The 20,948-nt window shown below is 67.7% G+C and carries 21 protein-coding genes; 7 read left to right on the forward strand and 14 right to left on the reverse strand.

The genetic code is table 11. The features are described 5' to 3' along the window. Positions 1–5 precede the first annotated feature (5 nt). Genes CFB49_RS15010 through CFB49_RS15020 form a run of 3 tightly spaced genes read left to right on the forward strand, consistent with a single transcriptional unit; the run spans position 6 to position 1,650 of the window. Positions 6–824 (forward strand): beta-ketoacyl synthase chain length factor, encoded by an 819-nt coding sequence (locus CFB49_RS15010; protein ID WP_089491669.1) that lies wholly within the window; start codon positions 6–8, stop codon positions 822–824. Further along, positions 821–1,324 (forward strand): hotdog family protein, encoded by a 504-nt coding sequence (locus tag CFB49_RS15015; protein ID WP_089491670.1) that lies wholly within the window; start codon positions 821–823, stop codon positions 1,322–1,324. The genes CFB49_RS15010 and CFB49_RS15015 overlap by 4 nt, the downstream gene beginning before the upstream one ends. Beyond that, complete coding sequence (locus tag CFB49_RS15020) at positions 1,321–1,650, forward strand: hypothetical protein (RefSeq protein WP_069620301.1); 330 nt, start codon at positions 1,321–1,323, stop codon at positions 1,648–1,650. The genes CFB49_RS15015 and CFB49_RS15020 overlap by 4 nt, the downstream gene beginning before the upstream one ends. Before the next feature lie 100 nt (positions 1,651–1,750). Here the strand turns inward: CFB49_RS15020 and CFB49_RS15025 are convergent, their stop codons facing one another. From CFB49_RS15025 to CFB49_RS15065, 9 genes are all read right to left on the reverse strand, one after another. Then, entirely contained in the window at positions 1,751–1,957 is a 207-nt protein-coding gene (locus CFB49_RS15025; RefSeq protein WP_069620300.1) for a hypothetical protein, read from the reverse strand. A gap of 108 nt (positions 1,958–2,065) precedes the next feature. Further along, positions 2,066–2,809, reverse strand: coding sequence for an acetoacetyl-CoA reductase (gene phbB / locus CFB49_RS15030; RefSeq protein ID WP_069620299.1), 744 nt, complete (start codon positions 2,807–2,809; stop codon positions 2,066–2,068). 215 nt (positions 2,810–3,024) lie between these two features. Beyond that, a complete protein-coding gene (locus CFB49_RS15035) occupies positions 3,025–4,206 on the reverse strand; it encodes an acetyl-CoA C-acetyltransferase (RefSeq protein WP_069620315.1) in 1,182 nt (393 codons plus the stop codon). 291 nt (positions 4,207–4,497) lie between these two features. Continuing rightward, the gene (gene phaP / locus CFB49_RS15040; protein ID WP_069620298.1) at positions 4,498–5,082 is read right to left on the reverse strand and encodes a TIGR01841 family phasin; all 585 of its coding nucleotides are present in this window, start codon (positions 5,080–5,082) and stop codon (positions 4,498–4,500) included. 499 nt (positions 5,083–5,581) lie between these two features. Next, complete coding sequence (locus CFB49_RS15045) at positions 5,582–6,346, reverse strand: ParA family protein (protein WP_069620297.1); 765 nt, start codon at positions 6,344–6,346, stop codon at positions 5,582–5,584. A gap of 121 nt (positions 6,347–6,467) precedes the next feature. Next, positions 6,468–7,091 (reverse strand): DNA-3-methyladenine glycosylase, encoded by a 624-nt coding sequence (locus CFB49_RS15050; protein WP_089491671.1) that lies wholly within the window; start codon positions 7,089–7,091, stop codon positions 6,468–6,470. Then, on the reverse strand, positions 7,078–7,608 hold the full coding sequence (gene mug, locus CFB49_RS15055; protein WP_089491672.1) for a G/U mismatch-specific DNA glycosylase: 531 nt from the start codon (positions 7,606–7,608) through the stop codon (positions 7,078–7,080). Before mug ends, CFB49_RS15050 begins: the two co-directional genes overlap by 14 nt. A gap of 123 nt (positions 7,609–7,731) precedes the next feature. Beyond that, positions 7,732–8,280, reverse strand: coding sequence for a single-stranded DNA-binding protein (locus tag CFB49_RS15060; RefSeq protein ID WP_089435651.1), 549 nt, complete (start codon positions 8,278–8,280; stop codon positions 7,732–7,734). Positions 8,281–8,380: 100 nt separating this feature from the next. Then, a complete protein-coding gene (locus CFB49_RS15065) occupies positions 8,381–9,568 on the reverse strand; it encodes an MFS transporter (protein WP_021162585.1) in 1,188 nt (395 codons plus the stop codon). 263 nt (positions 9,569–9,831) lie between these two features. On the opposite strand from CFB49_RS15065, the gene uvrA reads away from it, so the two are divergent. Both uvrA and CFB49_RS15080 read left to right on the forward strand, forming a co-directional pair. Then, complete coding sequence (gene uvrA / locus CFB49_RS15075) at positions 9,832–12,717, forward strand: excinuclease ABC subunit UvrA (protein WP_089491673.1); 2,886 nt, start codon at positions 9,832–9,834, stop codon at positions 12,715–12,717. A 240-nt stretch (positions 12,718–12,957) separates the two neighbouring features. Then, positions 12,958–14,040, forward strand: coding sequence for an AI-2E family transporter (locus CFB49_RS15080; protein WP_069620292.1), 1,083 nt, complete (start codon positions 12,958–12,960; stop codon positions 14,038–14,040). Between the two features lie 92 nt (positions 14,041–14,132). On the opposite strand, the gene purU is transcribed toward CFB49_RS15080, so the two are convergent. The 5 genes from purU to CFB49_RS15105 all read right to left on the reverse strand — a co-directional run bounded on the left by purU (position 14,133) and on the right by CFB49_RS15105 (position 19,303). Beyond that, positions 14,133–15,017: a formyltetrahydrofolate deformylase gene (purU, locus tag CFB49_RS15085; RefSeq protein WP_069620291.1), complete on the reverse strand. Its 885-nt coding sequence runs from the start codon at positions 15,015–15,017 to the stop codon at positions 14,133–14,135. A gap of 73 nt (positions 15,018–15,090) precedes the next feature. After that, positions 15,091–15,957, reverse strand: coding sequence for an NUDIX hydrolase (locus CFB49_RS15090; RefSeq protein ID WP_089491674.1), 867 nt, complete (start codon positions 15,955–15,957; stop codon positions 15,091–15,093). 5 nt (positions 15,958–15,962) lie between these two features. Further along, positions 15,963–16,577: a LysE family translocator gene (locus CFB49_RS15095; RefSeq protein WP_069620289.1), complete on the reverse strand. Its 615-nt coding sequence runs from the start codon at positions 16,575–16,577 to the stop codon at positions 15,963–15,965. 75 nt (positions 16,578–16,652) lie between these two features. Continuing rightward, positions 16,653–17,219, reverse strand: coding sequence for an adenine phosphoribosyltransferase (locus CFB49_RS15100; RefSeq protein ID WP_069620288.1), 567 nt, complete (start codon positions 17,217–17,219; stop codon positions 16,653–16,655). Positions 17,220–17,296: 77 nt separating this feature from the next. Continuing rightward, a complete protein-coding gene (locus tag CFB49_RS15105) occupies positions 17,297–19,303 on the reverse strand; it encodes a monovalent cation:proton antiporter family protein (protein WP_069620287.1) in 2,007 nt (668 codons plus the stop codon). A 125-nt stretch (positions 19,304–19,428) separates the two neighbouring features. Here CFB49_RS15105 and kdsD point away from each other — a divergent pair, with 125 nt between their 5' ends. Both kdsD and CFB49_RS15115 read left to right on the forward strand, forming a co-directional pair. Beyond that, on the forward strand, positions 19,429–20,412 hold the full coding sequence (gene kdsD / locus CFB49_RS15110) for an arabinose 5-phosphate isomerase KdsD (RefSeq protein ID WP_050014887.1): 984 nt from the start codon (positions 19,429–19,431) through the stop codon (positions 20,410–20,412). Beyond that, positions 20,412–20,948, forward strand: coding sequence for a KdsC family phosphatase (locus CFB49_RS15115; RefSeq protein ID WP_069620286.1), 537 nt, complete (start codon positions 20,412–20,414; stop codon positions 20,946–20,948). Before kdsD ends, CFB49_RS15115 begins: the two co-directional genes overlap by 1 nt.

Raw genomic sequence — 20,948 nt, forward strand, 5'->3', positions numbered from 1 at the left:
CCGCCATGACGCTCACCACCTTCATCGAAAGCATCGGCCTCGTCGGGCCGGGATTGAACGACTGGCCGCATGCCGCCGACGTGCTCGCGGGCCGCACGCCGTACGTGCCGGCCCGCACCGAGCTGCCGCCGCCGGCCGGGCTGCCGTCCGCCGAACGGCGCCGCACGGGCCCCGTCGTGCGCGCCGCGCTCGCGGTCGGCCACGAAGCGGTGGCCGCGAGCGGCCGCGACGCCGCGACGCTCGCGACCGTGTTCAGCGCGTCCGGCGGCGACGGCCAGAACTGCCACGCCATCTGCGAAACGCTGGCCGGTGACGATCGCCAGCTGTCGCCGACCCGCTTCCACAATTCGGTGCACAACGCGCCGGCCGGCTACTGGAGCATCGCGACCCGCGCGACGGCGACGTCGAACGTGCTGTGCGCGCACGACGGCAGCTTTGCCGCCGGCCTGCTCGAAAGCCTGTGCCAGGTCGTCGTCGATCGCGTGCCGAGCCTGCTGATCGCGTACGACACCGACTATCCGGAACCGCTGCGCACGGTGCGGCCGATCGGCGACGCATTCGGCGTCGCGCTCGTGTTCGCGCCGGAAGCGAGCGAACGCGCGCTCGCCCGCATCGACGTGCAGCTCACCGATGCGCCCGCGACGACGCTCGCGCACGCCGGACTCGACGCACTGCGCGTCGGCAATCCGGCCGCCCGTGTGCTGCCGCTGCTCGATGCGCTCGCCGCGCGGCGCACGACACGCGTCGTGCTCGACTACCTGGACGATACGCGCGTGCAGGTCGACGTCGCGATCTCCGATTCCTTCACGGAGCGCGTGCGATGACCGCTCCGGTCGGATTGACCCCACCGCTCGACCACGCGTGGATTGCCGCGCACATTCCGCACGCCGGCGCGATGTGCGTACTCGATTCGGTCGACGCATGGGATGCCGAACGAATCCGCTGCACCGCGACGCGCCACCGCGATCCGCATAACCCGCTGCGCACACACGGGCGGCTCGCGTCGGTCTGCGGCATCGAATACGCGGCGCAGGCGATGGCCGTGCACGGCGCGCTGCTCGGCGCGCCCGAAGCGCGCCCGCGCGTCGGCTATCTCGCGAGCGTGCGCAACGTCGACGCGTTCGTCGACCGGCTCGACACGTTCGAAGCGCCGCTCATCGTCGACGCGCAACGGGTGAGCGGCGACGGCCGCTCGGTGCTGTACGACTTCGCGCTGCGCTGCGGCGAGCGCGTGCTGCTGTCCGGCCGCGCGGCGGTGATGCTCGACGCATCGGCCGCCGGCGCGTTTCAACCGGCGCCTGCCGGCAACACGAATCCTCGATGACGAGGCTTACCTCAAGGAAACCGGTCGTGAAAGTTCGTCAGTTCATTGGCGCCGCGCTCGTTCTGGCGCTACTCAGCCCGCTCGCACACGCGGACATGTCGGAAGTGAAGCAGGACATCAAGCGCGATTCGAAGGAAGCCGCGCACAAGACCGGCGAGGCCGCACGCAGCTTCGGCCACGCGACCGCCAGCGCCGCGAAGGCGGTCGGGCACGGCGTCGCCCACGCGTCGCGCGAAGGCTGGGAAGCCACCAAGCGCACGACGAAGCGGATCTTCCACAAGAACGACTCGGGCGAGTCGGCTGGCAAGAGCGAAAAGAACGACTGATCGCGCGTCCCGCGCGCTACCGACGGCAAGCGCGCGGGACGTGACCGCTCATCGGCCGCTCGACTGTCGTTCACCGCTCACGACGCGGCCGGCGCCGCGGTCAGCGTGCCCGGCGCATGCGGCGCAGCGACCTCGCCGGCCTGCGCGCGAAGCACTTGCCGTACGCGCCGAACCGGCAATCGCGATGATCGAAGTTCCGCAGCAGCCGCGCGCGGCGCCGTTCGAGCCAGTAGAGCGAGATCGCCATCGTCAGCGCGATGGCCAGCGCCGAGCCGCCGATCACCAGCCCGATCCAGGTGTCGCCCATGCGTTCTCCGGAATGCGAGGCCGAAGCGGCGCGCCTGCCGCCGCTCCGGCACGGGATAGGGGGAAACGCGGCCCGCGCGGGCGCGAACGCCGAGCGGGCCGCCGCACGTCACTGCATGTGCTGACCGCCGTTGATCGCGATGTTGGAGCCCGTCACGAAGCCGGCCTCCTCCGAGCACAGATACGCCACCAGCGCCGCGACTTCCTCGGGCTTGCCGAGCCGGCCCGCCGGGATCTGCGGGAGGATCTTCGTGTCGAGGATGTCCTGCGGGATCGCGGTGACCATCTTCGTCGCCAGATAGCCGGGCGACACCGTGTTCACCGTCACGCCCTTGCGCGCGACCTCGAGCGCGAGCGATTTCGTGAAGCCGTGCATGCCGGCCTTCGCGGCCGCGTAGTTGGTCTGGCCGACCGAACCCTTCGAGCCGTTCACCGACGAGATGTTGACGATACGGCCCCAACCGCGCTCGACCATGCCGTCGCAGACCGGCTTCGTCATGTTGAACACGGAATCGAGGTTCGTGCGGATCACCGCGTCCCAGTTGACCTTGTCGAGCTTGCGCAGCGTCATGTCGCGCGTGATGCCTGCGTTGTTCACGAGAATGTCGACCGGGCCGACGTCCTGCACGATCTTCTCGATACATTGCTGGCACGAGTCGTGATCGGCCACGTCCACCGGGTACGCATGGAATTCCCGGCCGGCCGCATGCATCTCGGTCAGCCAGCGGTCCGCGCCGGCGTTGTTCGGCGAATACGTGACGACTACCCGGTGACCCGCGTCGTTCAACCGGATGCTGACCGCCTCGCCGAGGCCACCCATCCCACCTGTCACAACTGCGATTCGCTTAGTCATACTATGAATTACCGACAAAAAAGTAATCGATGAAAGGCGGGCGGCGGCATCGCACACGCTGCCGCCCCACCGCTTCGATGCGCCTCCGCCCGCGTCGCGGGCCAGCACGCACCGGCACCTCGCGCGTGTTGTTGACTGCCTGTGTTGCGCGAAAACCGCCTGGCTCGCCCGCGACGCCGATTCGCGCCGGAGCGAACCGTATCGTCAGCCGCTGCTCAGATGCGCTCGACCGCGAGCGCGACGCCCATCCCGCCGCCGATGCACAGCGACGCCAGCCCGCGCTTCGCGTCGCGCTTGACCATCTCGTGCAGCAGCGTCACCAGGATCCGGCAACCCGACGCGCCGATCGGGTGGCCGATCGCGATCGCCCCGCCGTTCACGTTCACCTTCGACGTGTCCCAGCCCATCTGCTTGTGCACCGCCAGCGCCTGCGCCGCGAACGCTTCGTTGATCTCCATCAGGTCCAGGTCGCCCGGCGTCCAGCCCGCGCGCTCCAGCGCACGGCGCGACGCCGGCACCGGGCCCATGCCCATCACGCTCGGATCCACGCCCGCGTTCGCATACGCCTTGATCCGCGCCAGCGGCGTCAGGCCCAGCGCCGCCGCCTTCTGCGCCGACATCACCAGCACCGCCGCCGCGCCGTCGTTCAACCCCGACGCGTTCGCCGCCGTCACCGAGCCGTCCTTCGCGAACGCCGGCTTCAGCCCGGCCAGCGACTCCGCCGTCACGCCGTGACGCACGAACTCGTCGGTCGCGAACTGCAGCGGCTCGCCCTTGCGTTGCGGGATCGACACCGGCACGATCTCGTCGTCGAAACGCCCGGCCTTCTGCGCGGCTTCCGCCTTGTTCTGCGACAGCGCCGCGAACGCGTCCTGCTCTTCGCGCGTGATCCCGTATTCCTTCGCGACGTTCTCCGCCGTGATGCCCATGTGGTACTGGTTGTACACGTCCCACAGCCCGTCGACGATCATCGTGTCGACCAGCTTCGCGTCGCCCATCCGGAACCCGTCGCGCGAGCCCGGCAGCACGTGCGGCGCCGCGCTCATGTTCTCCTGGCCGCCCGCGATCACGATCTCCGCGTCGCCCGCGACGATCGCGTTCGCCGCCAGCATCACGGCCTTCAGGCCCGAGCCGCACACCTTGTTGATCGTCATGCCCGGCACCGCGCTCGGCAGCCCCGCCTTGATCAGCGACTGCCGCGCCGGGTTCTGCCCGGAGCCGGCCGTCAGCACCTGGCCCATGATCACTTCGCTGACCTGGTCGGGCTTCACGCCCGCACGCTCCAGCACCGCGCGGATCACCGTCGCGCCCAGTTCCGGCGCCGCAATCTTCGCGAGCGAGCCGCCGAATTTGCCGACCGCGGTCCGCGCGGCCGATACGATCACTACGTCCGTCATGTTCAGTTCCTGCATCGAAATCAGTTCGTCGGGGTGACGCCGGCACGCGGCGGTTGCGCGTGGCGATGGCGGGCGTCGATTCAACCGGTGCGATGGCGGTCGCACGCCGCCGCATGGCGGGCGGCCTCCGTCCGCACCGGCGGCACGGCACACCGCGGCACGGGCAACCGTGCACGGGCGTCTGGCGGCGACCCGGACGTTTGCCGGCCCCCCGCGTGGCACACGCGGCGGCCGACGCTATCCGGCGCCGGTCAATCGTGTCGCGCTCGCACGCGACACGCATTCACGCGGTTACGCAGCCGATTCGCGCGCAGCCGCTGCGTCCTTGCGGGCGGCCGCCGCCGTCTGCTTCGCGCCGCGCGTGGCCGTTTCGCTGACCGCATCGAAGCCGCTCTGCGCGGCTTCGATCGCCTGCCCCGTCGCTGCGCGCACGGAGTCGGCCGCGGCGCTCGCCGCGGACAGCGCCGAATTCAGCACGGCCACCACCGGCGCCGAGCCGGCCGGCGCATGCTTCGACAGTTCGCCGAGCACGTCCTTCAGCCGTTTGTCGTTCTGTTCGTACTGCGCCTGCGCGACCTTCGCCCATTCGGACTGCGTCGACACCGCGATGTCGAACAGATGGCGGCCGTACGACGCGACCTTGCCGGCCGCGTCCTGCGGCGCCACGACCTGCTGCACGAAGCCCGCGGCAGGGTTGTTGCTGCTGAACGCGTGCTTCAGCTTGTCCTCGTATTCATCGAGCGCCGTCCGGGCCGCTTGCAGGTTGAGTTCGACGACAGCCTCGAAACCGTGGATCGCCGGACGGGCGATCGCAAACCACGCGGCGATACCGGATTGATAATCGGCGGCGAGTTTTTCGGGGGCAAATACGGACATCGGGCACGCTCCTGTTGGCAATGCGAGAGACGACGTAAAGAAAAATGGAAGCTTGATCGACCGCTGCTTCCTTATTGACAGCCCGCACCTGTTTGCGCACGGGCAGTGGAAGGAAGTCATTCTAGATCGATTAATTGTCAATTAAATGGCATTAATGATAGGTGTAAACCCTTATTACCCTTTTGATCGACCGACGAAGCCGCAGGCGCGTCGAAATCTCAGACAAGACGTCGCCCTCACCGATCCGCCATGCGTTTTTACCTTTTTGCAGCATAGCGCATCATGACGTGGCGCAATATTTGCCAATTCATTATTCCGCTTATTAGAAAACCGGCCCCCATTGAAAATGGAGCAATTATTTATGTAATATTTTCCCCGGATTTGTTGTGAAATCGTTTTCTCGATTATTAATGACGAAATCAATAATCGGACGAATTGCCGGTCGTGACAAAAACAAGGCCGCTCGAAGCGGCCTCGGTCGATGCGGTCACGCGCGCGATCAGCCGGCCAGTTCGCGATGCAGCGCGCGGAACTCCTGCGCGAGCTTGTGCGCCGGTTCGAGATGAATCACCGGCATCGACTGCTGATGCGATTCGCGGATCTTCACCGATGCGGACAACCGCGACGCGAGCACCGGCAGCCCTTCGTCGACGAGTTCGTCGACCAGCCGTTGCGGCAGGCTCGCGCGCGGCTGGAACTGGTTGATGACGATCCCTTCCACCTCGAGCGCCGCGTTGTGGTCCTGCTGGATTTCCTTCACGTTCTCGAGCAGCGTGTACAGCGCGCGGCGCGAGAAATCGTCGCAGTCGAACGGGATCAGGCAGCGCTCGACCGCGATCAGCGCCGAGCGCGTATAGAAATTCAGCGCGGGCGGCGTGTCGATGTACACGGCGTCGTACATGTCAAGCTCGTTCAGCGCGTCGCGCAGCTTGTAGATCTTGTAGCGCGATTCGAGCTTGCCGTGCAGCGTGTCGAGATCCGGATGCGCGGGCATCACGTCGAGCCCGTCGAACGGGGTCGCATGAATGAACGACGCGACGTCGACCGGACGGAAGTTGAAGGTCAGCGCGGTTTCGAAGAAGCCGGCGACCCCCGGTTGCGCATCGGCCGCGGCGTCGCCGAGCAGGTAGCGTGTCGAGTTCGCCTGCGCATCGAGATCGATGACGAGCGTGCGCAGGCCTTCGCTCGCGCTGATCGCCGCCAGGTTGCAGACGATCGTCGACTTGCCCACGCCGCCCTTCTGGTTGAATACGACCCGCCGCATGGTGCCTCCTCGATCGAAACATCGAAACGTCGAAACGGCCAGCTTAGCCGATCAATAATGGCGACCGCGTGACGCAGGTCGAATCGGGCGCGATTGGGACGGGACGTCTACGCGGCACGCGTCAGAGACGCGGCACCGTGCCCGACACATACCGGTTGCCGGGCACGCTCCACCGCCACGGCAGATCCCGGCCGACGCGAATGCCGATCCGCGGCCCGCCCGCCAGATCGACGGGCGGCGCCATCCCGTCGTCGACGATCGCGAACCCGTCGCGCCCGCCGACCAGGTCGACGCCGTCCTGCGCGCCGCCGATCCCCATCGCCTGCGTCAGCCGGGCCGGCCCGCGGCACAGGTCGCGATCGCGCGTGCGCGGCGGCCGCGCCGCCCGCATCTGGTCGAGCCCGTGCAGCGGCTCCAGCGCACGGATCAGCACGCCCGTTCCCGCGCCGTCCGGGCCGCACACGCAGTTGCAACACCAGTGCATGCCGTACGTGAAATACACGTAGAAGTGCCCGGGCGGCCCGAACATCGTCGCGTTGCGCGGCGTCTTGCCGCGATAGGTGTGCGCGGCCGGATCGAGCGCGCCCGCATAGGCTTCCACTTCGACGATACGGCCGGCCCGGCCGTCCGCCGCCGCGAGGATCTTGTTGAGCAGTTGCGGCGCCACCTCCGTGGCCACGCGGTTGAAGAATGCGCGCGGCACGATGGCGCCCGGCCATGGCGCCGGCGTCTTACCGCGTCGCATCGTGCCGCTCCGTCATCGCCGCGAGATGAAGCTCGCGATACGCATCGACCAGATCGTCGAGCCCGAATGCGAGGTTTCTGCCGCTGGGGTTCGGCAGCACCCACACGCGCGCATGCCCGATGCGGGCCGGCTGCACCCCCCACGCGACTTCGCGTTGCCCCGACAGCGCCGAATACGCCGCCTTGCCGAGAAACGCGACGAAGCGCGGCGCATGCTGCGCGACCTTCTGCTCGAACCCGGCGGCCGCGGCTGCGAATTCAGCGCGCGACAGCTGATCGGCGCTCGCGGTCGGCCGCGGCACCACGGCCGTCAGCCCGCAGCCGTAACCGAGTATCGCCCGATCGTCCTGAGGCGAAAGTTCCGTCGGCGTGAAGCCCGCGAGATGGATCACACGCCAGAAGCGGTTGTTTCGCCCCGCGAAGTGATGGCCGGTCGCGGCCGCGAGCAGGCCGGGATTGATTCCGCAGAACAGGACGTCGAGATGGGGTGCGATGAGGTCGGGAAGTGCGTCAGCCACGTTTCATCCGGAGAGCGGCGTGCAGGCACGACGTAAACGAAGCAAGGCCCGAAAACCCGGGCCAAGCGACTGGCTTGACTCGGACGTTCGGGCCCATCGTGATGCGAGGGGTGCGACTGGCAATCAGAACGGAATATCGTCATCCATCTCGTCGAAGCCGCCGCCTGCCGGCGCGCTCGGACGGCTCTGGCCGCCGCCACCCGCACCGCCACGCGCAGCGCCGCTGGCACGGCCGCCGCCGCCACGTTCCGCCTGCTCGCCGCGACCGCCGCCACCACCACCGTAGCCGCCGCCATAACCGCCTTCGTCACCACCGCCACCGCCGCCGCCCGAACCGCCGCGGCCACCGAGCATCTGCATCTGTTCGGCGACGATTTCGGTCGAGTAACGGTCCTGGCCGTCCTGGCCCTGCCACTTGCGCGTGCGGATGCGGCCTTCGATATAGACCGACGACCCCTTCTTCAGGTATTCGCTGACGATCTCCGCCAGACGGCCGAAGAACGCGACGCGATGCCACTCGGTCATTTCCTTGAAATCGCCGCTTGCCTTGTCCTTGTAGCGGTCGGTCGTCGCGAGACGGATGTTCGCAACCGCGTCGCCGCTCGGCAGGTAACGGACTTCAGGATCGGCGCCGAGATTGCCGACGAGGATGACCTTGTTGACGGATGCCATGTGTTTCTCCAGTAAATTCGATGCCGGGCCGCCCGCGCGTATCGCCGGAACGGCCCGCCGGACAGGCCGGCGCGCGGCCGATGCCCGCCCGAAACAAGATTCAGGCCTTGCGCGGCGGCGCTTTCATGCTGGCCGCGATTATAAGCCACGCGGCAACGAGCCCCGAGCACGTATAAAACACCGTGTTCGCGCCGCCGTGCTTCAGCAGCCAGCCGCCCACGATGCCGCCGAGCGCGAGCCCGATCGACTGCGTGGTGTTGTAGACGCCCGTGGCCGCGCCCTTGCGCGAACCCGGCGCGAGCTTCGACACGAGCGACGGCTGCGACGCTTCCAGGATGTTGAACCCGAGGAAGTACACGAACAGGATCGCCGCCACAATCAGAATGGTATGCGGTGCGCTGCCGAGCAACAATTGGCCGATCAGGATAGCCAGAATGCCGCCGAGCAGCACCGGCTTCATCTTGCCCCGTTTTTCCGCGACGATGATCGCCGGCACCATCATCACGAACGCGAGCCCCATCACCGGCAGGTAGACCTTCCAGTGCGCGGCGACCGGTAGCCCGCCGTCCACCAGGAGGCGCGGCACGACGAGGAACAGCGCCGTCTGCGTCGCATGCAGCACCAGCACGCCGAAGTTCAGGCGCAGCAGTTCGACGTTGTGCAGCACCTCGGCGAACGGCGCGGGCACGTGCACGGGCTTCGCCGCGTCGGGCACGATCCACAGCACGACGCCGATCGCGAGGATCGACAGCACGCCGACGATCGCGAACAGCCCGCTCATCCCGACCCAGTGGAACACGATCGGCGCGCCGACGATCGCGACCGCGAACGATACGCCGATCGAGCCGCCGACCATCGCCATCGCCTTCGTGCGGTTCTGCTCGGAGGTCAGGTCGGCGATGAACGCGAGCACCGCCGACGACACGGCGCCCATCCCCTGGATCACGCGGCCGACGATGATCCACGTGATGTCGTGCGCGAACGCGGCGACGAAGCTGCCGAGCGCGAAGATCACGAGGCCCGTGGCGATCACCGGCTTGCGGCCGAACTTGTCGGACGCCCAGCCGTAGAAGATATAGAACAGCGACTGCGTGACGCCGTAGGCCCCGAGCGCGATCCCGACGAGCAGCACGTTGTCGCCGCCCGGGATGGTTTTCGCGTAGACCGAGAACACCGGCATGATCATGAACAGGCCGAGCATGCGCAACGCGAAGATCGCCGCGAGCGACGTGGTCGCGCGCAGTTCGGGCGCAGTCATGCGGGAAGACGTGGCGGACGGATTGGACATCGGGAATGAATTTCGAATGATCGGAATGTCCGCCCGGCGGCGGGCGGCGGAAGATCAGGACCGGCGGCCTGGCGGCCTTTCGGACGACACGTCGGGGCCGGATGCAGGCGGCCTGCGGGCCGCGCGGAACGTGCGGCGCGACCGCTTTTCCCGGCGCAGGTGTCGCCTTGCTGCCACCTGCTGTAAAGGCTAGGGGCCGTAAACGACGGTCTCGAAAAGCCGTTATAGTAGCAGGTTTGGTTCCCTCCATTTTCGCCAGGTTCATGGAACAGATCCGTATCCGTGGGGCACGCACCCACAACCTGAAAAACGTCAATCTCGACCTGCCGCGCCACAAGCTGGTCGTGATTACCGGGTTGTCCGGGTCGGGCAAGTCGTCGCTCGCGTTCGACACCCTTTATGCCGAGGGCCAGCGCCGCTACGTGGAAAGCCTGTCCGCGTACGCCCGCCAGTTCCTGCAGCTGATGGAGAAGCCTGACGTCGACCTGATCGAGGGGCTGTCGCCGGCGATCTCGATCGAGCAGAAGGCGACGTCCCACAACCCGCGTTCGACCGTCGGCACGGTCACGGAAATCCACGACTACCTGCGACTTTTGTACGCACGTGTCGGCACGCCATACTGTCCCGACCACGATATCCCGCTCGAGGCGCAGAGCGTGTCGCAGATGGTCGACGCGGCGCTCGCGCTGCCCGAGGAAACCAAGCTGATGATCCTCGCGCCCGTCGTCGCGAACCGCAAGGGCGAGCACGCCGAGCTGTTCGAGGAGATGCAGGCGCAGGGCTTCGTGCGTTTTCGCGTGCGCTCGGGCGGCGGCGCCGCGAACGAAGGCGTCGCGAAGATCTACGAGGTCGAGTCGCTGCCGAAGCTGAAGAAGAACGACAAGCACACGATCGACGTCGTCGTCGATCGCCTGAAGGTGCGTCCGGACATGAAGCAGCGGCTCGCCGAATCGTTCGAGACGGCGCTGCGCCTCGCCGACGGCCGCGCGGTCGCACTCGAGATGGATACCGATCGCGAACACCTGTTCAGCTCGAAGTTCGCGTGCCCGATCTGCTCGTACTCGCTGCAGGAGCTCGAACCGCGCCTGTTCTCGTTCAACAACCCGATGGGCGCGTGCCCGGAATGCGACGGCCTCGGCCAGATCACGTTCTTCGACCCGAAGCGGGTCGTCGCGCACCCGTCGCTGTCGCTGGCCGCCGGCGCGGTGAAGGGCTGGGACCGCCGCAACCAGTTCTACTTCCAGATGCTGCAGAGCCTCGCGGCGTTCTACGAATTCGACATCGACGCCGCATTCGAGGATCTGCCCGAAAAGATCCGCAAGGTGCTGCTGTTCGGTTCGGGCAAGCAGACGATCCCGTTCTCGTACATCAACGAGCGCGGCCGCACGACGATCCGCGAGCACGTGTTCGAAGGGATCATCCCGAACCTCGAACGCCGCTATCGCGAAACCGATTCGGTCGCGGTGCGCGAAGAGCTGTCGAAGTACCAGAACAACCAGCCGTGCCCGTCGTGCGACGGCACGCGCCTGCGCCGCGAGGCACGCCACGTGCGGATCGGCACCGGCGACCATGCGCGCGGCATCTATGAAATCAGCGGCTGGCCGCTGCGCGACGCGCTCGGCTATTTCGACGGGCTGACGCTCGACGGCGCGAAGCGCGAGATCGCCGACAAGGTGATCAAGGAAATCGTCGCGCGCCTGACGTTCCTGAACAACGTCGGCCTCGACTACCTGTCGCTCGAGCGCAGCGCCGAGACCTTGTCGGGCGGCGAAGCGCAGCGGATCCGGCTCGCGTCGCAGATCGGCTCGGGGCTCACGGGCGTGATGTACGTGCTCGACGAGCCGTCGATCGGCCTGCACCAGCGCGACAACGACCGCCTGATCGCGACGCTCAAGCACCTGCGCGATCTCGGCAACTCGGTGATCGTCGTCGAGCACGACGAAGACATGATCCGCACGGCCGACTACGTCGTCGACATGGGCCCCGGCGCGGGCGAGCACGGCGGCGTCGTGGTGGCCGAAGGCACGCCGAAGCAGGTGCAGTCGAATCCGCAGTCGCTGACCGGCCAGTACCTCGTCGGCAAGCGCGTGATCGAGTATCCGGACGAGCGCATGTCGCCCGATCCGGAGCGGATGCTGCGCATCGTCGACGCGCACGGCAACAACCTGAAGCACGTCGATCTCGAGCTGCCGGTCGGGCTCTTGACCTGCATCACCGGCGTGTCGGGCTCCGGCAAGTCGACGCTGATCAACGACACGCTGTATCACGCGGTCGCGCGCCACCTGTACGGCTCGTCGGCCGAGCCGGCGCCGCACGAGGCGATCGAGGGCCTCGAGCACTTCGACAAGGTGATCAACGTCGACCAGTCGCCGATCGGCCGCACGCCGCGTTCGAACCCGGCCACGTACACGGGCCTGTTCACGCCGATCCGCGAGCTGTTCTCGGGCGTCCGGACGTCGAAGGAGCGCGGCTACGATCCGGGCCGCTTCTCGTTCAACGTGAAGGGCGGCCGCTGCGAATCGTGCCAGGGCGACGGCGTGCTGAAGGTCGAGATGCACTTCCTGCCGGACGTGTACGTGCCGTGCGACGTGTGCCACGGCAAGCGCTACAACCGCGAAACGCTCGAAGTGCAGTACAAGGGCAAGAACATCAGCGAAGTGCTCGACATGACGGTCGAGCACGCGTACGAGTTCTTCAGCGCGGTGCCGGTGATCGCGCGCAAGCTGAAGACACTGCTCGACGTCGGCCTCGGCTACATCCGCCTCGGCCAGTCGGCCACGACGTTGTCGGGTGGCGAGGCGCAGCGCGTGAAGCTGTCGCTGGAGCTGTCCAAGCGCGACACCGGCCGCACGCTGTACATCCTCGACGAGCCGACCACCGGCCTGCACTTCCACGACATCGCGCTGCTGCTCGAAGTGATCCACCGGCTGCGCGACCAGGGCAACACGGTCGTGATCATCGAGCACAATCTCGACGTGATCAAGACCGCCGACTGGGTGATCGACCTCGGCCCCGAAGGCGGCGCCGGCGGCGGCCAGATCATCGCGCAGGGCACGCCCGAGCAGGTCGCGAAGACCAAGGCGAGCTTCACCGGCAAGTACCTCGCGCCGCTGCTCAAGCGTCCGACCCGCAAAGTCGCGACCGGCTGACGCCGGCTCCGCCCTTCCCGCGCGCGGCCGCCCGGTCGCGCGCCCGCCGCGGACGGCCGCGCCCCCTCGTTTTCCCTTCTGCGTTTACACCACGCGCCAAACGGCCCGTTTGCGGACCATAATGGCAGCTATACTTTACGGCCGTAAGGTTCGCCATCCGCACCAATCCGGTGCGGCACCGGGCGACCCGCGTTCTGCCGCGTGCTCCGCGGCACGACACAGGGACAACAGGAATCGACGATGGAGAAGCAACAAGAGTCGCGCGACACGCAGAACCGCGAACCGCACCTGCGCAGCGTGCGGCTGACGAGCGACCTGAGCCTGCCGAAGCTGTCGGCGCTCGAGATCGGCAGCTATCTCTTCGCGCTCGTCATGATGTGGCTCGTCCTCGAGCTCAAGCTGCTCGGCGGGATGCTGGCCGGCCTGCTCGTCTATCAGCTGATCCACACGATCGCCCCCGCGATCGAACGCCATACCACCAGCATGCGCGCGCGCTGGGTCGCCGTCGTGCTGTTGTCGATCGCGATCGTCGGCGCGCTCACCGGCCTGACGCTCGCCGTCATCGAGCATTTCGAGCACACGGTGCCGAACCTGCAGAGCCTGCTCGGCCAGCTGATGCAGATCGTCGAGCAGACCCGCGCACGCACGCCGGCCTGGATCGCCAATCTGCTGCCCGTCGACGTCGAACAGATGAAGACGAAGGCGGCCGTGCTGATGCACTCGCACATGGACCAGCTCCAGCAAAGCGGCAAGAGCGTCGCGCGCGGCTTCGGCCACGTGCTGTTCGGGATGATCATCGGCGCGATGATCGCGATCGGCGTCGAGCAGGGCAAGGTGCGCCGGCCGCTGTCGACCGCGCTCGTCACGCGCGTGTCGCGCTTCGCCGACGCGTTCCGCCGCATCGTGTTCGCGCAGATCAAGATCTCGGCGATCAACGCGGCATTCACCGGCATCTACCTGCTCGTCGCGCTGCCGATCTTCCATCAGCGGCTGCCGCTGTCGAAAACGCTCGTGCTCGTCACGTTCATCGTCGGCCTGCTGCCCGTGATCGGCAACCTGATCTCGAACACGCTGATCGTCGCGGTGTCGCTGTCGGTCAGCATGGGCACCGCGATCGCGTCGCTCGCGTTCCTCGTGGTCATCCACAAGCTCGAATACTTCCTGAACGCGAAGATCATCGGCGGCCAGATCGAGTCGCGGGCCTGGGAACTGCTGCTCGCGATGCTGATCATGGAGGCCGCGTTCGGGCTGCCGGGCGTGATCGCCGCGCCGATCTTCTATGCGTACCTGAAACGCGAGCTGTACTTGCTGCGGCTGATCTGAAGCCGCGCGCTCGCCACGGCAAACAAAAACGCCGCGCCCCGTGAAGGGCGCGGCGTTTTCGCTTGCGAAGCCAGCCTTTCGGAGCCGACGGATCAGCGAAACACGACCGTCTTCGTCCCGTTCAGCACGATCCGGTGCTCGACGTGCCACTTCACCGCCCGCGCGAGCGTCACGCACTCGACGTCGCGGCCGATCGCGGTCAGCTGGTCGGGCGTCATGCTGTGGTCGACGCGCTCGACTTCCTGCTCGATGATCGGGCCTTCGTCGAGATCGGTCGTCACGTAGTGCGCGGTCGCGCCGATCAGCTTCACGCCGCGGTCGAACGCCTGGTAGTAAGGCTTCGCGCCCTTGAAGCTCGGCAGGAACGAATGGTGGATGTTGATCGCGCGCCCGGCGAGCTGCTCGCACATGTTCGGCGACAGGATCTGCATGTAGCGCGCGAGCACGACCAGATCGGCCTGGTGCTCGTCGATCACTTCCAGCACGCGCGCTTCCTGCGCGGCCTTCGCGGCATCGGACGAACCGCCGATCAGCGGGAAGTGATGGAACGGAATGTTGTAGCTCGCCGCGAGCTGGTAGAACTCCTTGTGGTTCGACACGATCGCCGGAATCTCGATCGGCAGCTGGCCGGTGCGATAGCGGAACAGCAGGTCGTTCAGGCAGTGGCCGATCTTCGACACCATGATCACGACGCGCGGCTTCACGGCCGCATCGTGCAGCTCCCAGCGCATCGAGAACTGTTCGGCGAGCGGCGCAAATTCCTTGCGAAGCGTGTCGAGCGCCGACGCGGCATCCTCGCCGCCGCCGTCCTGCTCGAAGTGCACGCGCATGAAGAACTCGCTGGTGCGGCTGTCGCCGAACTGCGCGGAATCGAGGATGTTGTTGCTGCGCTCGAACAGGAAGCCCGAGACCGCATGGACGATGCCGTGCCGGTCGGGGCACGACAGTTTCAAGATAAAGCTGTGATCGGTCGGCATGACCGCTACTCCCATTGTTTCCGTATTCGTCAAATTGCCCGTTCGCGCCGCTCGGCGCGCGTCGCGGCGCACGTCATGCGGCCGGCACGAACAGCGCGTCGATGCCGGCGGCGTCGGCCGCCGATATCCAGCGGTGGCGCAGCAGCGTGTCGAGCGTCGCGAGGCTCGCATCCATCGTCGCGCGGCCTTCGCGCAGCCAGCCGATCACCTCGGGCACGCCGGCCAGCAGGTGCTCGGCCACTTCGCCGTCCTGGTTGCGCGGCGCGAAGTCGTGCGGCAGCGGCAGGTCGTACACGAAGATCAGTTCCGACTGCGTGCCTTCCGGCAGCGAGTTCAGCACCTGCACCGCCCGGCCCGCGATCGCGCGCGCCGCCAGGTCGGCCGGAATCCCGGCTTCTTCCCAGCATTCCTTCGCGAGCGTCTCGTGAACGCCGAGCCCCCAGCCGATCCCGCCGGCGACGACGTTGTCGAGCATGCCGGGGTCGGTCGCCTTGGTCGCGCTGCGACGGCCGAGCCACATCTTCGGCGCGGCCGCGGCAGGCGGCTCGCCCGGCGTAACCGCATATTCTACGATGCCGTTCACGTGCACCGCATAGGTCTGCGTGCCGAAGAAGCGCGACGCGGCGCGCTCGATGTACGCGAGCGGCGGATCGTCGAAGCGGTTGCGGATCGCGTAGATCTCGTCGCGCCAGCCGGGAATCGCGCCTTCGGCCGCCAGCGCACCGATCGCGCCGGCCAGCGCCATGCTGCGCGCGTCGACCGAATCGTAGCGCGACGACAGCACGACCCGCTCGGCGGTCAGCTCGAACACGTCGGGCCAGCGCGCGAGCTTCGCGACGTCCTGGCGGCGCACCCAGCCGACCGCCTGGCCGGCGATCTCGAAACGCAGGTGCGCGGCCGGATCGAAGCGGCGCGCGGCCGCGATGCACGGAAACGTCATCGCGCTCAGTCCTTCAGCGCGACACGGATGCCGATCGCGATGAACGTCGCGCCGGCGATCCGGTCGAGCCATACGCCGGCCTTCGGGCGACGCTTCAGCCACGCGCCGATCATGCCCGCGCCGACGCCGAACAGCGAGAAGACCGCGGCCGTCTGCAGCATGAACAGCGCGCCGAGCTCGAACATCTGCAGCGTCACGCCCTGCGCGCCGTGCGGATCGACGAACTGCGGCAGGAACACGACGAAGAACAGCGTGACCTTCGGGTTCATCAGGTTGCCGATCACGCTCTGCCGGAAGATCGTGGCAAGCGGCTGCGGCGGGCGCGCATGCGCGTTCGCGAGCCCCTGGCTGCGCAGCGCCTTGATGCCGATCCACACGAGGTACGCGGCGCCCGCGAGCTTCAGGATCTGGAACGCGACCGGCGACGAACGCAGCACGGCCGCGACGCCGAGCGCCGCGAGCGTCGTGTGGAACAGGATCCCCGCCGTGAAGCCGAGCGCGGCGACGAAGCCGGCCGCGCGGCCCTGCGAGATGCCGCGTGCGAGCACCTGCAGGTTGTCGGGACCCGGCGCGAACGTGATCGCGATCGACGTGGCGAGAAACAGCATGAAGTTGGGCATCGTGACCTCGCTGCGGAATGTGAACCAAGCGTGAATCAAGGCAAGCCGCGCCGGCCAGCCCCGACGGACCGGCGTTCAGTGGCCGGAGAATTCGGTGACGGTATAGACCGGCAGTCCGGCATTGCGCAGCAGCGTCGAGCCGCCGAGATCGGGCAGGTCGATGATCGCCGCGCCTTCGACGACCACCGCGCCGAGCCGCTGCAGCAGGTTGCGCCCCGCCATCATCGTGCCGCCGGTCGCGATCAGGTCGTCCATGATGATCACGCGGTCGCCGGGGCGGCACGCGTCTTCGTGGATCTCGACCGTCGCGCTGCCGTATTCGAGGTCGTACGATTCCGAACGCGTCTTGTACGGCAGCTTGCCGACCTTGCGGATCGGCACGAAGCCGACGCTCAGCTCGTACGCGACGATCGGCGCGATGATGAAGCCGCGCGCGTCGAGGCCCGCGACGTAGTCGAGCTTCGCGTCGACATAGCGTTCGACGAACAGGTCGACGAGGATGCGCAGCGCCTTCGGGCTCTGCAGCAGCGTCGTGATGTCGCGGAACTGCACGCCCGGCTGCGGCCAGTCGGGCACCGTGCGGATCTGGCTGTGGATGAAGGCGACCGGATCGAGCGGTGCGCCCGACGACGAATGCGGCATGAAACTCTCCGAAAAAAACGGTGCGCGAAGATCGGGCACCGTTTCTGATCAATACGGGTCAGGTTGTGAATGGCGGCTCACGCGGCCGCGGCCGGCGGATCGCGTCGATGGCGCGACAGCCGCTCCTCCGCGAGCGCGAGCGCCTCGGGCAGCCCGCGCAGCACCACGATGTCGCTCGCGCGCAGCTTGGTCTGCGGATCGGGCTCGACGCCGCGGATGCCGTGCCGGCGGATCGCCGTGACTTCCAGCCCGAGCGCGTACAGCCCGAGTTCTTCCAGCGAACGCCCGACCGCGTCCGCACGCGCGTCGACCGGCACCGATTGTAGCCGCACCTGCTCGTGATCGTCGTCGTCCGCATCGTCCGCGCCGCGGAAATAGCCGCGCAGCAGGCTGTAGCGCTCGTCGCGCATCTCCTCGACGCGCCGCACGACCTTGCGCATCGGCACGCCCACCAGCACCAGCGTGTGCGACGCGAGCATCAGGCTGCCCTCGACGATCTCCGGAATCACCTCGGTCGCGCCGGCCGCGAGCAGCTTCTCGAGATCGGCGTCGTCGACGGTGCGCACGATCGCCGGCAGCGTCGGCTCCAGCTCGTGCACGTGATGCAGTACGCGCAGCGCCGACGGCGTGTTCGCGTAGGTGATCGCGACGGCTGCCGCCCGGTGGATACCGGCCGCGAGCAGCGACTCGCGGCGGGCCGCGTCGCCGAACACGACCGATTCGCCGGCCGTCGCGGCCGCGCTGACGCGATCGGGGTCGAGGTCGAGCGCGACGTACGAAATGCCTTCCTGCTCGAGCATGCGCGCGAGGTTCTGGCCCGCGCGGCCGTAGCCGCAGATGATCACGTGGCCGCGCTGCTTGAGGCTTTGCGTCGCGATCCGCGTCATCTGCAGCGACTGCTGCATCCATTCCGTCGACGACAGCCGCATCACGATGCGGTCCGCGTTCTGGATCAGGAACGGCGCGGCGAGCATCGACAGCAGCATCGACGCGAGGATCGCCTGCAGCAGCGTCGAATCGACGAGATGCCGGTCGAGGATCAGGTTCAGCAGCACGAAGCCGAATTCGCCGGCCTGCGCGAGGCCGATCCCCGTGCGCATCGCGACGCCCGGCGTCGCGCCGAACAGCCGCGCGAGCCCGGCGATCATCGTCGCCTTGAACAGGATCTGCCCGACGAAGAAGCCGAGCACGATCAACGGATGCTCCCAGATCACGCGCGGATCGAGCAGCATCCCCGTCGTCACGAAGAACAGGCCGAGCAGCACGTCGCGGAACGGCTTGATGTCCTCCTCCACCTGATGGCGGAACGGCGTCTCGGAAATGAGCATCCCCGCGATGAACGCGCCGAGCGCGAGCGACAGGCCGAAGCGGTCGGTGATGAACGCGGCGCCGAGCGTGACGAGCAGCAGGTTCAGCACGAACAGCTCCTGCGAGCGGCGCCGCGCGACGACGTTGAGCCAGCGCGTCATGAAGCGCTGGCCGATGACCAGCAGCAGCGCAAGCGCGATCACGATCTTGACGGCCGCGAAGCCGAGCGTGAGCGCGAGATCCTTCGACGATTCGGCGCCGAACGCGGCGATCACGATCAGCAGCGGCACGACCGCCAGATCCTGGAACAGCAGCACGCCGAAGATGTTGCGGCCGTGCTCGGTCTCGATCTCGAGCCGCTCGGCGAGCATCTTCGACACGATCGCCGTCGACGACATCGCGAGCGCGCCGCCGAGCGCGATGCTGCCCTGCCACGTGATGTGCACCCAGTGCTCGAACAGCGCGCCGAGCACGAGCGCGAGCACGAGGGTCGCGACGACCTGCAACAGGCCGAGGCCGAACACGAGCCGCTGCATCGCCCTCAGCTTCGCCAAGGAGAATTCGAGGCCGATCGAAAACATCAGGAACACCACGCCGAATTCCGCGAGGTGCTCGGCCCGTTCGAGATCCGCCGCGACGCCGAATGCGTGCGGGCCGACCAGGATGCCGACGGTCAGGTAGCCGAGCATCGGCGGCAGGTTCAACGAGCGGAATACGACGACGCCCACCACCGAGGCCAGCAGCAGCAGCAGGGTCATTTCGAGCGGGGAAATCACAGGCGAAGCATCCTCGTTCGTCGGGGCCACGGCAAGGCGGGCGCGGGTGGTGGCGGTGGACAGGCGACCTCGGACGAGTCCGAAGGCGCGGCGCGGCGAACAAACGCCTTTGCTATACTCCGCGCATGATAGCGAAAATCAATGATGATCGGGCGCTCGCGCTCGCCCGCGACGTGCTCGACATCGAGGCGGACGCCGTGCGCGCGCTGCGCGACCAGCTCGACGGCGGCTTCGTCGAGGCCGTGGCGCTGCTGCTCGGCTGCCGAGGCCGCGTCGTGGTCTCCGGAATCGGCAAATCGGGGCATATCGCCCGCAAGATCGCGGCCACGCTGGCCAGCACCGGTACGCCGGCCTTCTTCGTCCACCCTGCCGAGGCCAGCCACGGCGACCTCGGGATGGTCACCTCCGACGACGTCTTCATCGGCATCTCCTATTCCGGCGAATCGGAAGAACTCGTCGCGATCCTGCCGCTCGTGAAGCGGATCGGCGCGAAGCTGATCGCGATCACGGGCCGCGCGGGGTCGAGCCTCGGCACGCTCGCCGACGTGCACCTGAACGCCGCGGTGTCGAAGGAAGCGTGCCCGCTGAACCTCGCGCCCACCGCGAGTACGACCGCCGCGCTCGCGCTCGGCGACGCGCTCGCCGTCGCCGTGCTCGACGCGCGCGGCTTCGGCTCGGAAGATTTCGCACGCTCGCACCCGGGCGGCGCGCTCGGCCGTCGCCTGCTCACCTACGTGCGCGACGTGATGCGCTCGGGCGACGACGTCCCGTCCGTCGGGCTCGATGCCACGCTGTCGGACGCGCTGTTCCAGATCACCGCGAAGCGCCTCGGCATGACGGCCGTGGTCGACGCCGGCGGCAAGGTCGCCGGCATCTTCACGGACGGCGACCTGCGCCGCGTGCTCGCACGCGACGGCGACTTCCGCACGCTGCCGATCACCGAAGTCATGACGCGCAACCCGCGCACGATCGCGCCGGATCATCTGGCCGTCGAGGCCGTGGAACTGATGGAGCGCCACCGGATCAACCAGATGCTGGTCGTCGATGCCGACGGCGCGCTGATCGGCGCGCTGAACATGCACGACCTGTTTTCGAAGAAGGTGATCTGATGAGCGCAGCGCTGACTGCGGCCGAACGCGCGAGCCGCGTGAAGCTGATGATTTTCGACGTCGACGGCGTGCTGACCGACGGCGGCCTGCTGTTTACCGCGGCCGGCGACGCGATGAAGTCGTTCAATTCGCTCGACGGCCACGGCGTGAAGCTGCTCGGCGAAGCCGGCATCGCGACCGCGATCATCACGGGCCGCCGCTCGGAGATCGTCGCGGCGCGCGCGAAGGAAATGAAGATCGCGCACCTGTTCCAGGGCGTCGAGAACAAGCTCGCCGTGTTCGCCGACCTGATCGCGTCGCTCGGCCTGACGGCCGACGCATGCGGCTACATGGGCGACGACTGGCCCGACCTGCCGGTGATGCTGCGCTGCGGCTTCGCGACGGCCCCCGCGAACGCGCACCCCGAGGTGATCGCCCGCGCGCACTGGGTCGCCGAGGCCCGCGGCGGCCACGGCGCCGTGCGCGAGGTCTGCGATGCGATCCTGCGCGCGCAGCGCCGCTACGACGCGCTGCTCGCCGCCGCCTGCGGAGCCTGA

It is taken from the genome of Burkholderia sp. AU17457, from assembly GCF_002223255.1.
Lineage (GTDB): Bacteria > Pseudomonadota > Gammaproteobacteria > Burkholderiales > Burkholderiaceae > Burkholderia > Burkholderia sola.

Excerpts from the sequence above, each read along its gene's own strand:
- CFB49_RS15115 (WP_069620286.1), top strand. The coding sequence starts at position 20,412 with ATGAGCGCAGCGCTGACTGCGGCCGAACGCGCGAGCCGCGTGAAGCTG.
- CFB49_RS15060 (WP_089435651.1), bottom strand. The coding sequence starts at position 8,280 with ATGGCATCCGTCAACAAGGTCATCCTCGTCGGCAATCTCGGCGCCGAT.
- uvrA (WP_089491673.1), top strand. The coding sequence starts at position 9,832 with ATGGAACAGATCCGTATCCGTGGGGCACGCACCCACAACCTGAAAAAC.
- CFB49_RS15050 (WP_089491671.1), bottom strand. The coding sequence starts at position 7,091 with ATGCGACGCGGTAAGACGCCGGCGCCATGGCCGGGCGCCATCGTGCCG.
- CFB49_RS15045 (WP_069620297.1), bottom strand. The coding sequence starts at position 6,346 with ATGCGGCGGGTCGTATTCAACCAGAAGGGCGGCGTGGGCAAGTCGACG.
- CFB49_RS15035 (WP_069620315.1), bottom strand. The coding sequence starts at position 4,206 with ATGACGGACGTAGTGATCGTATCGGCCGCGCGGACCGCGGTCGGCAAA.
- purU (WP_069620291.1), bottom strand. The coding sequence starts at position 15,017 with ATGCCGACCGATCACAGCTTTATCTTGAAACTGTCGTGCCCCGACCGG.
- kdsD (WP_050014887.1), top strand. The coding sequence starts at position 19,429 with ATGATAGCGAAAATCAATGATGATCGGGCGCTCGCGCTCGCCCGCGAC.
- CFB49_RS15090 (WP_089491674.1), bottom strand. The coding sequence starts at position 15,957 with ATGACGTTTCCGTGCATCGCGGCCGCGCGCCGCTTCGATCCGGCCGCG.
- CFB49_RS15080 (WP_069620292.1), top strand. The coding sequence starts at position 12,958 with ATGGAGAAGCAACAAGAGTCGCGCGACACGCAGAACCGCGAACCGCAC.
- CFB49_RS15020 (WP_069620301.1), top strand. The coding sequence starts at position 1,321 with ATGACGAGGCTTACCTCAAGGAAACCGGTCGTGAAAGTTCGTCAGTTC.
- phbB (WP_069620299.1), bottom strand. The coding sequence starts at position 2,809 with ATGACTAAGCGAATCGCAGTTGTGACAGGTGGGATGGGTGGCCTCGGC.
- CFB49_RS15015 (WP_089491670.1), top strand. The coding sequence starts at position 821 with ATGACCGCTCCGGTCGGATTGACCCCACCGCTCGACCACGCGTGGATT.
- CFB49_RS15095 (WP_069620289.1), bottom strand. The coding sequence starts at position 16,577 with ATGCCCAACTTCATGCTGTTTCTCGCCACGTCGATCGCGATCACGTTC.
- CFB49_RS15100 (WP_069620288.1), bottom strand. The coding sequence starts at position 17,219 with ATGCCGCATTCGTCGTCGGGCGCACCGCTCGATCCGGTCGCCTTCATC.
- phaP (WP_069620298.1), bottom strand. The coding sequence starts at position 5,082 with ATGTCCGTATTTGCCCCCGAAAAACTCGCCGCCGATTATCAATCCGGT.
- CFB49_RS15010 (WP_089491669.1), top strand. The coding sequence starts at position 6 with ATGACGCTCACCACCTTCATCGAAAGCATCGGCCTCGTCGGGCCGGGA.
- CFB49_RS15065 (WP_021162585.1), bottom strand. The coding sequence starts at position 9,568 with ATGTCCAATCCGTCCGCCACGTCTTCCCGCATGACTGCGCCCGAACTG.
- CFB49_RS15025 (WP_069620300.1), bottom strand. The coding sequence starts at position 1,957 with ATGGGCGACACCTGGATCGGGCTGGTGATCGGCGGCTCGGCGCTGGCC.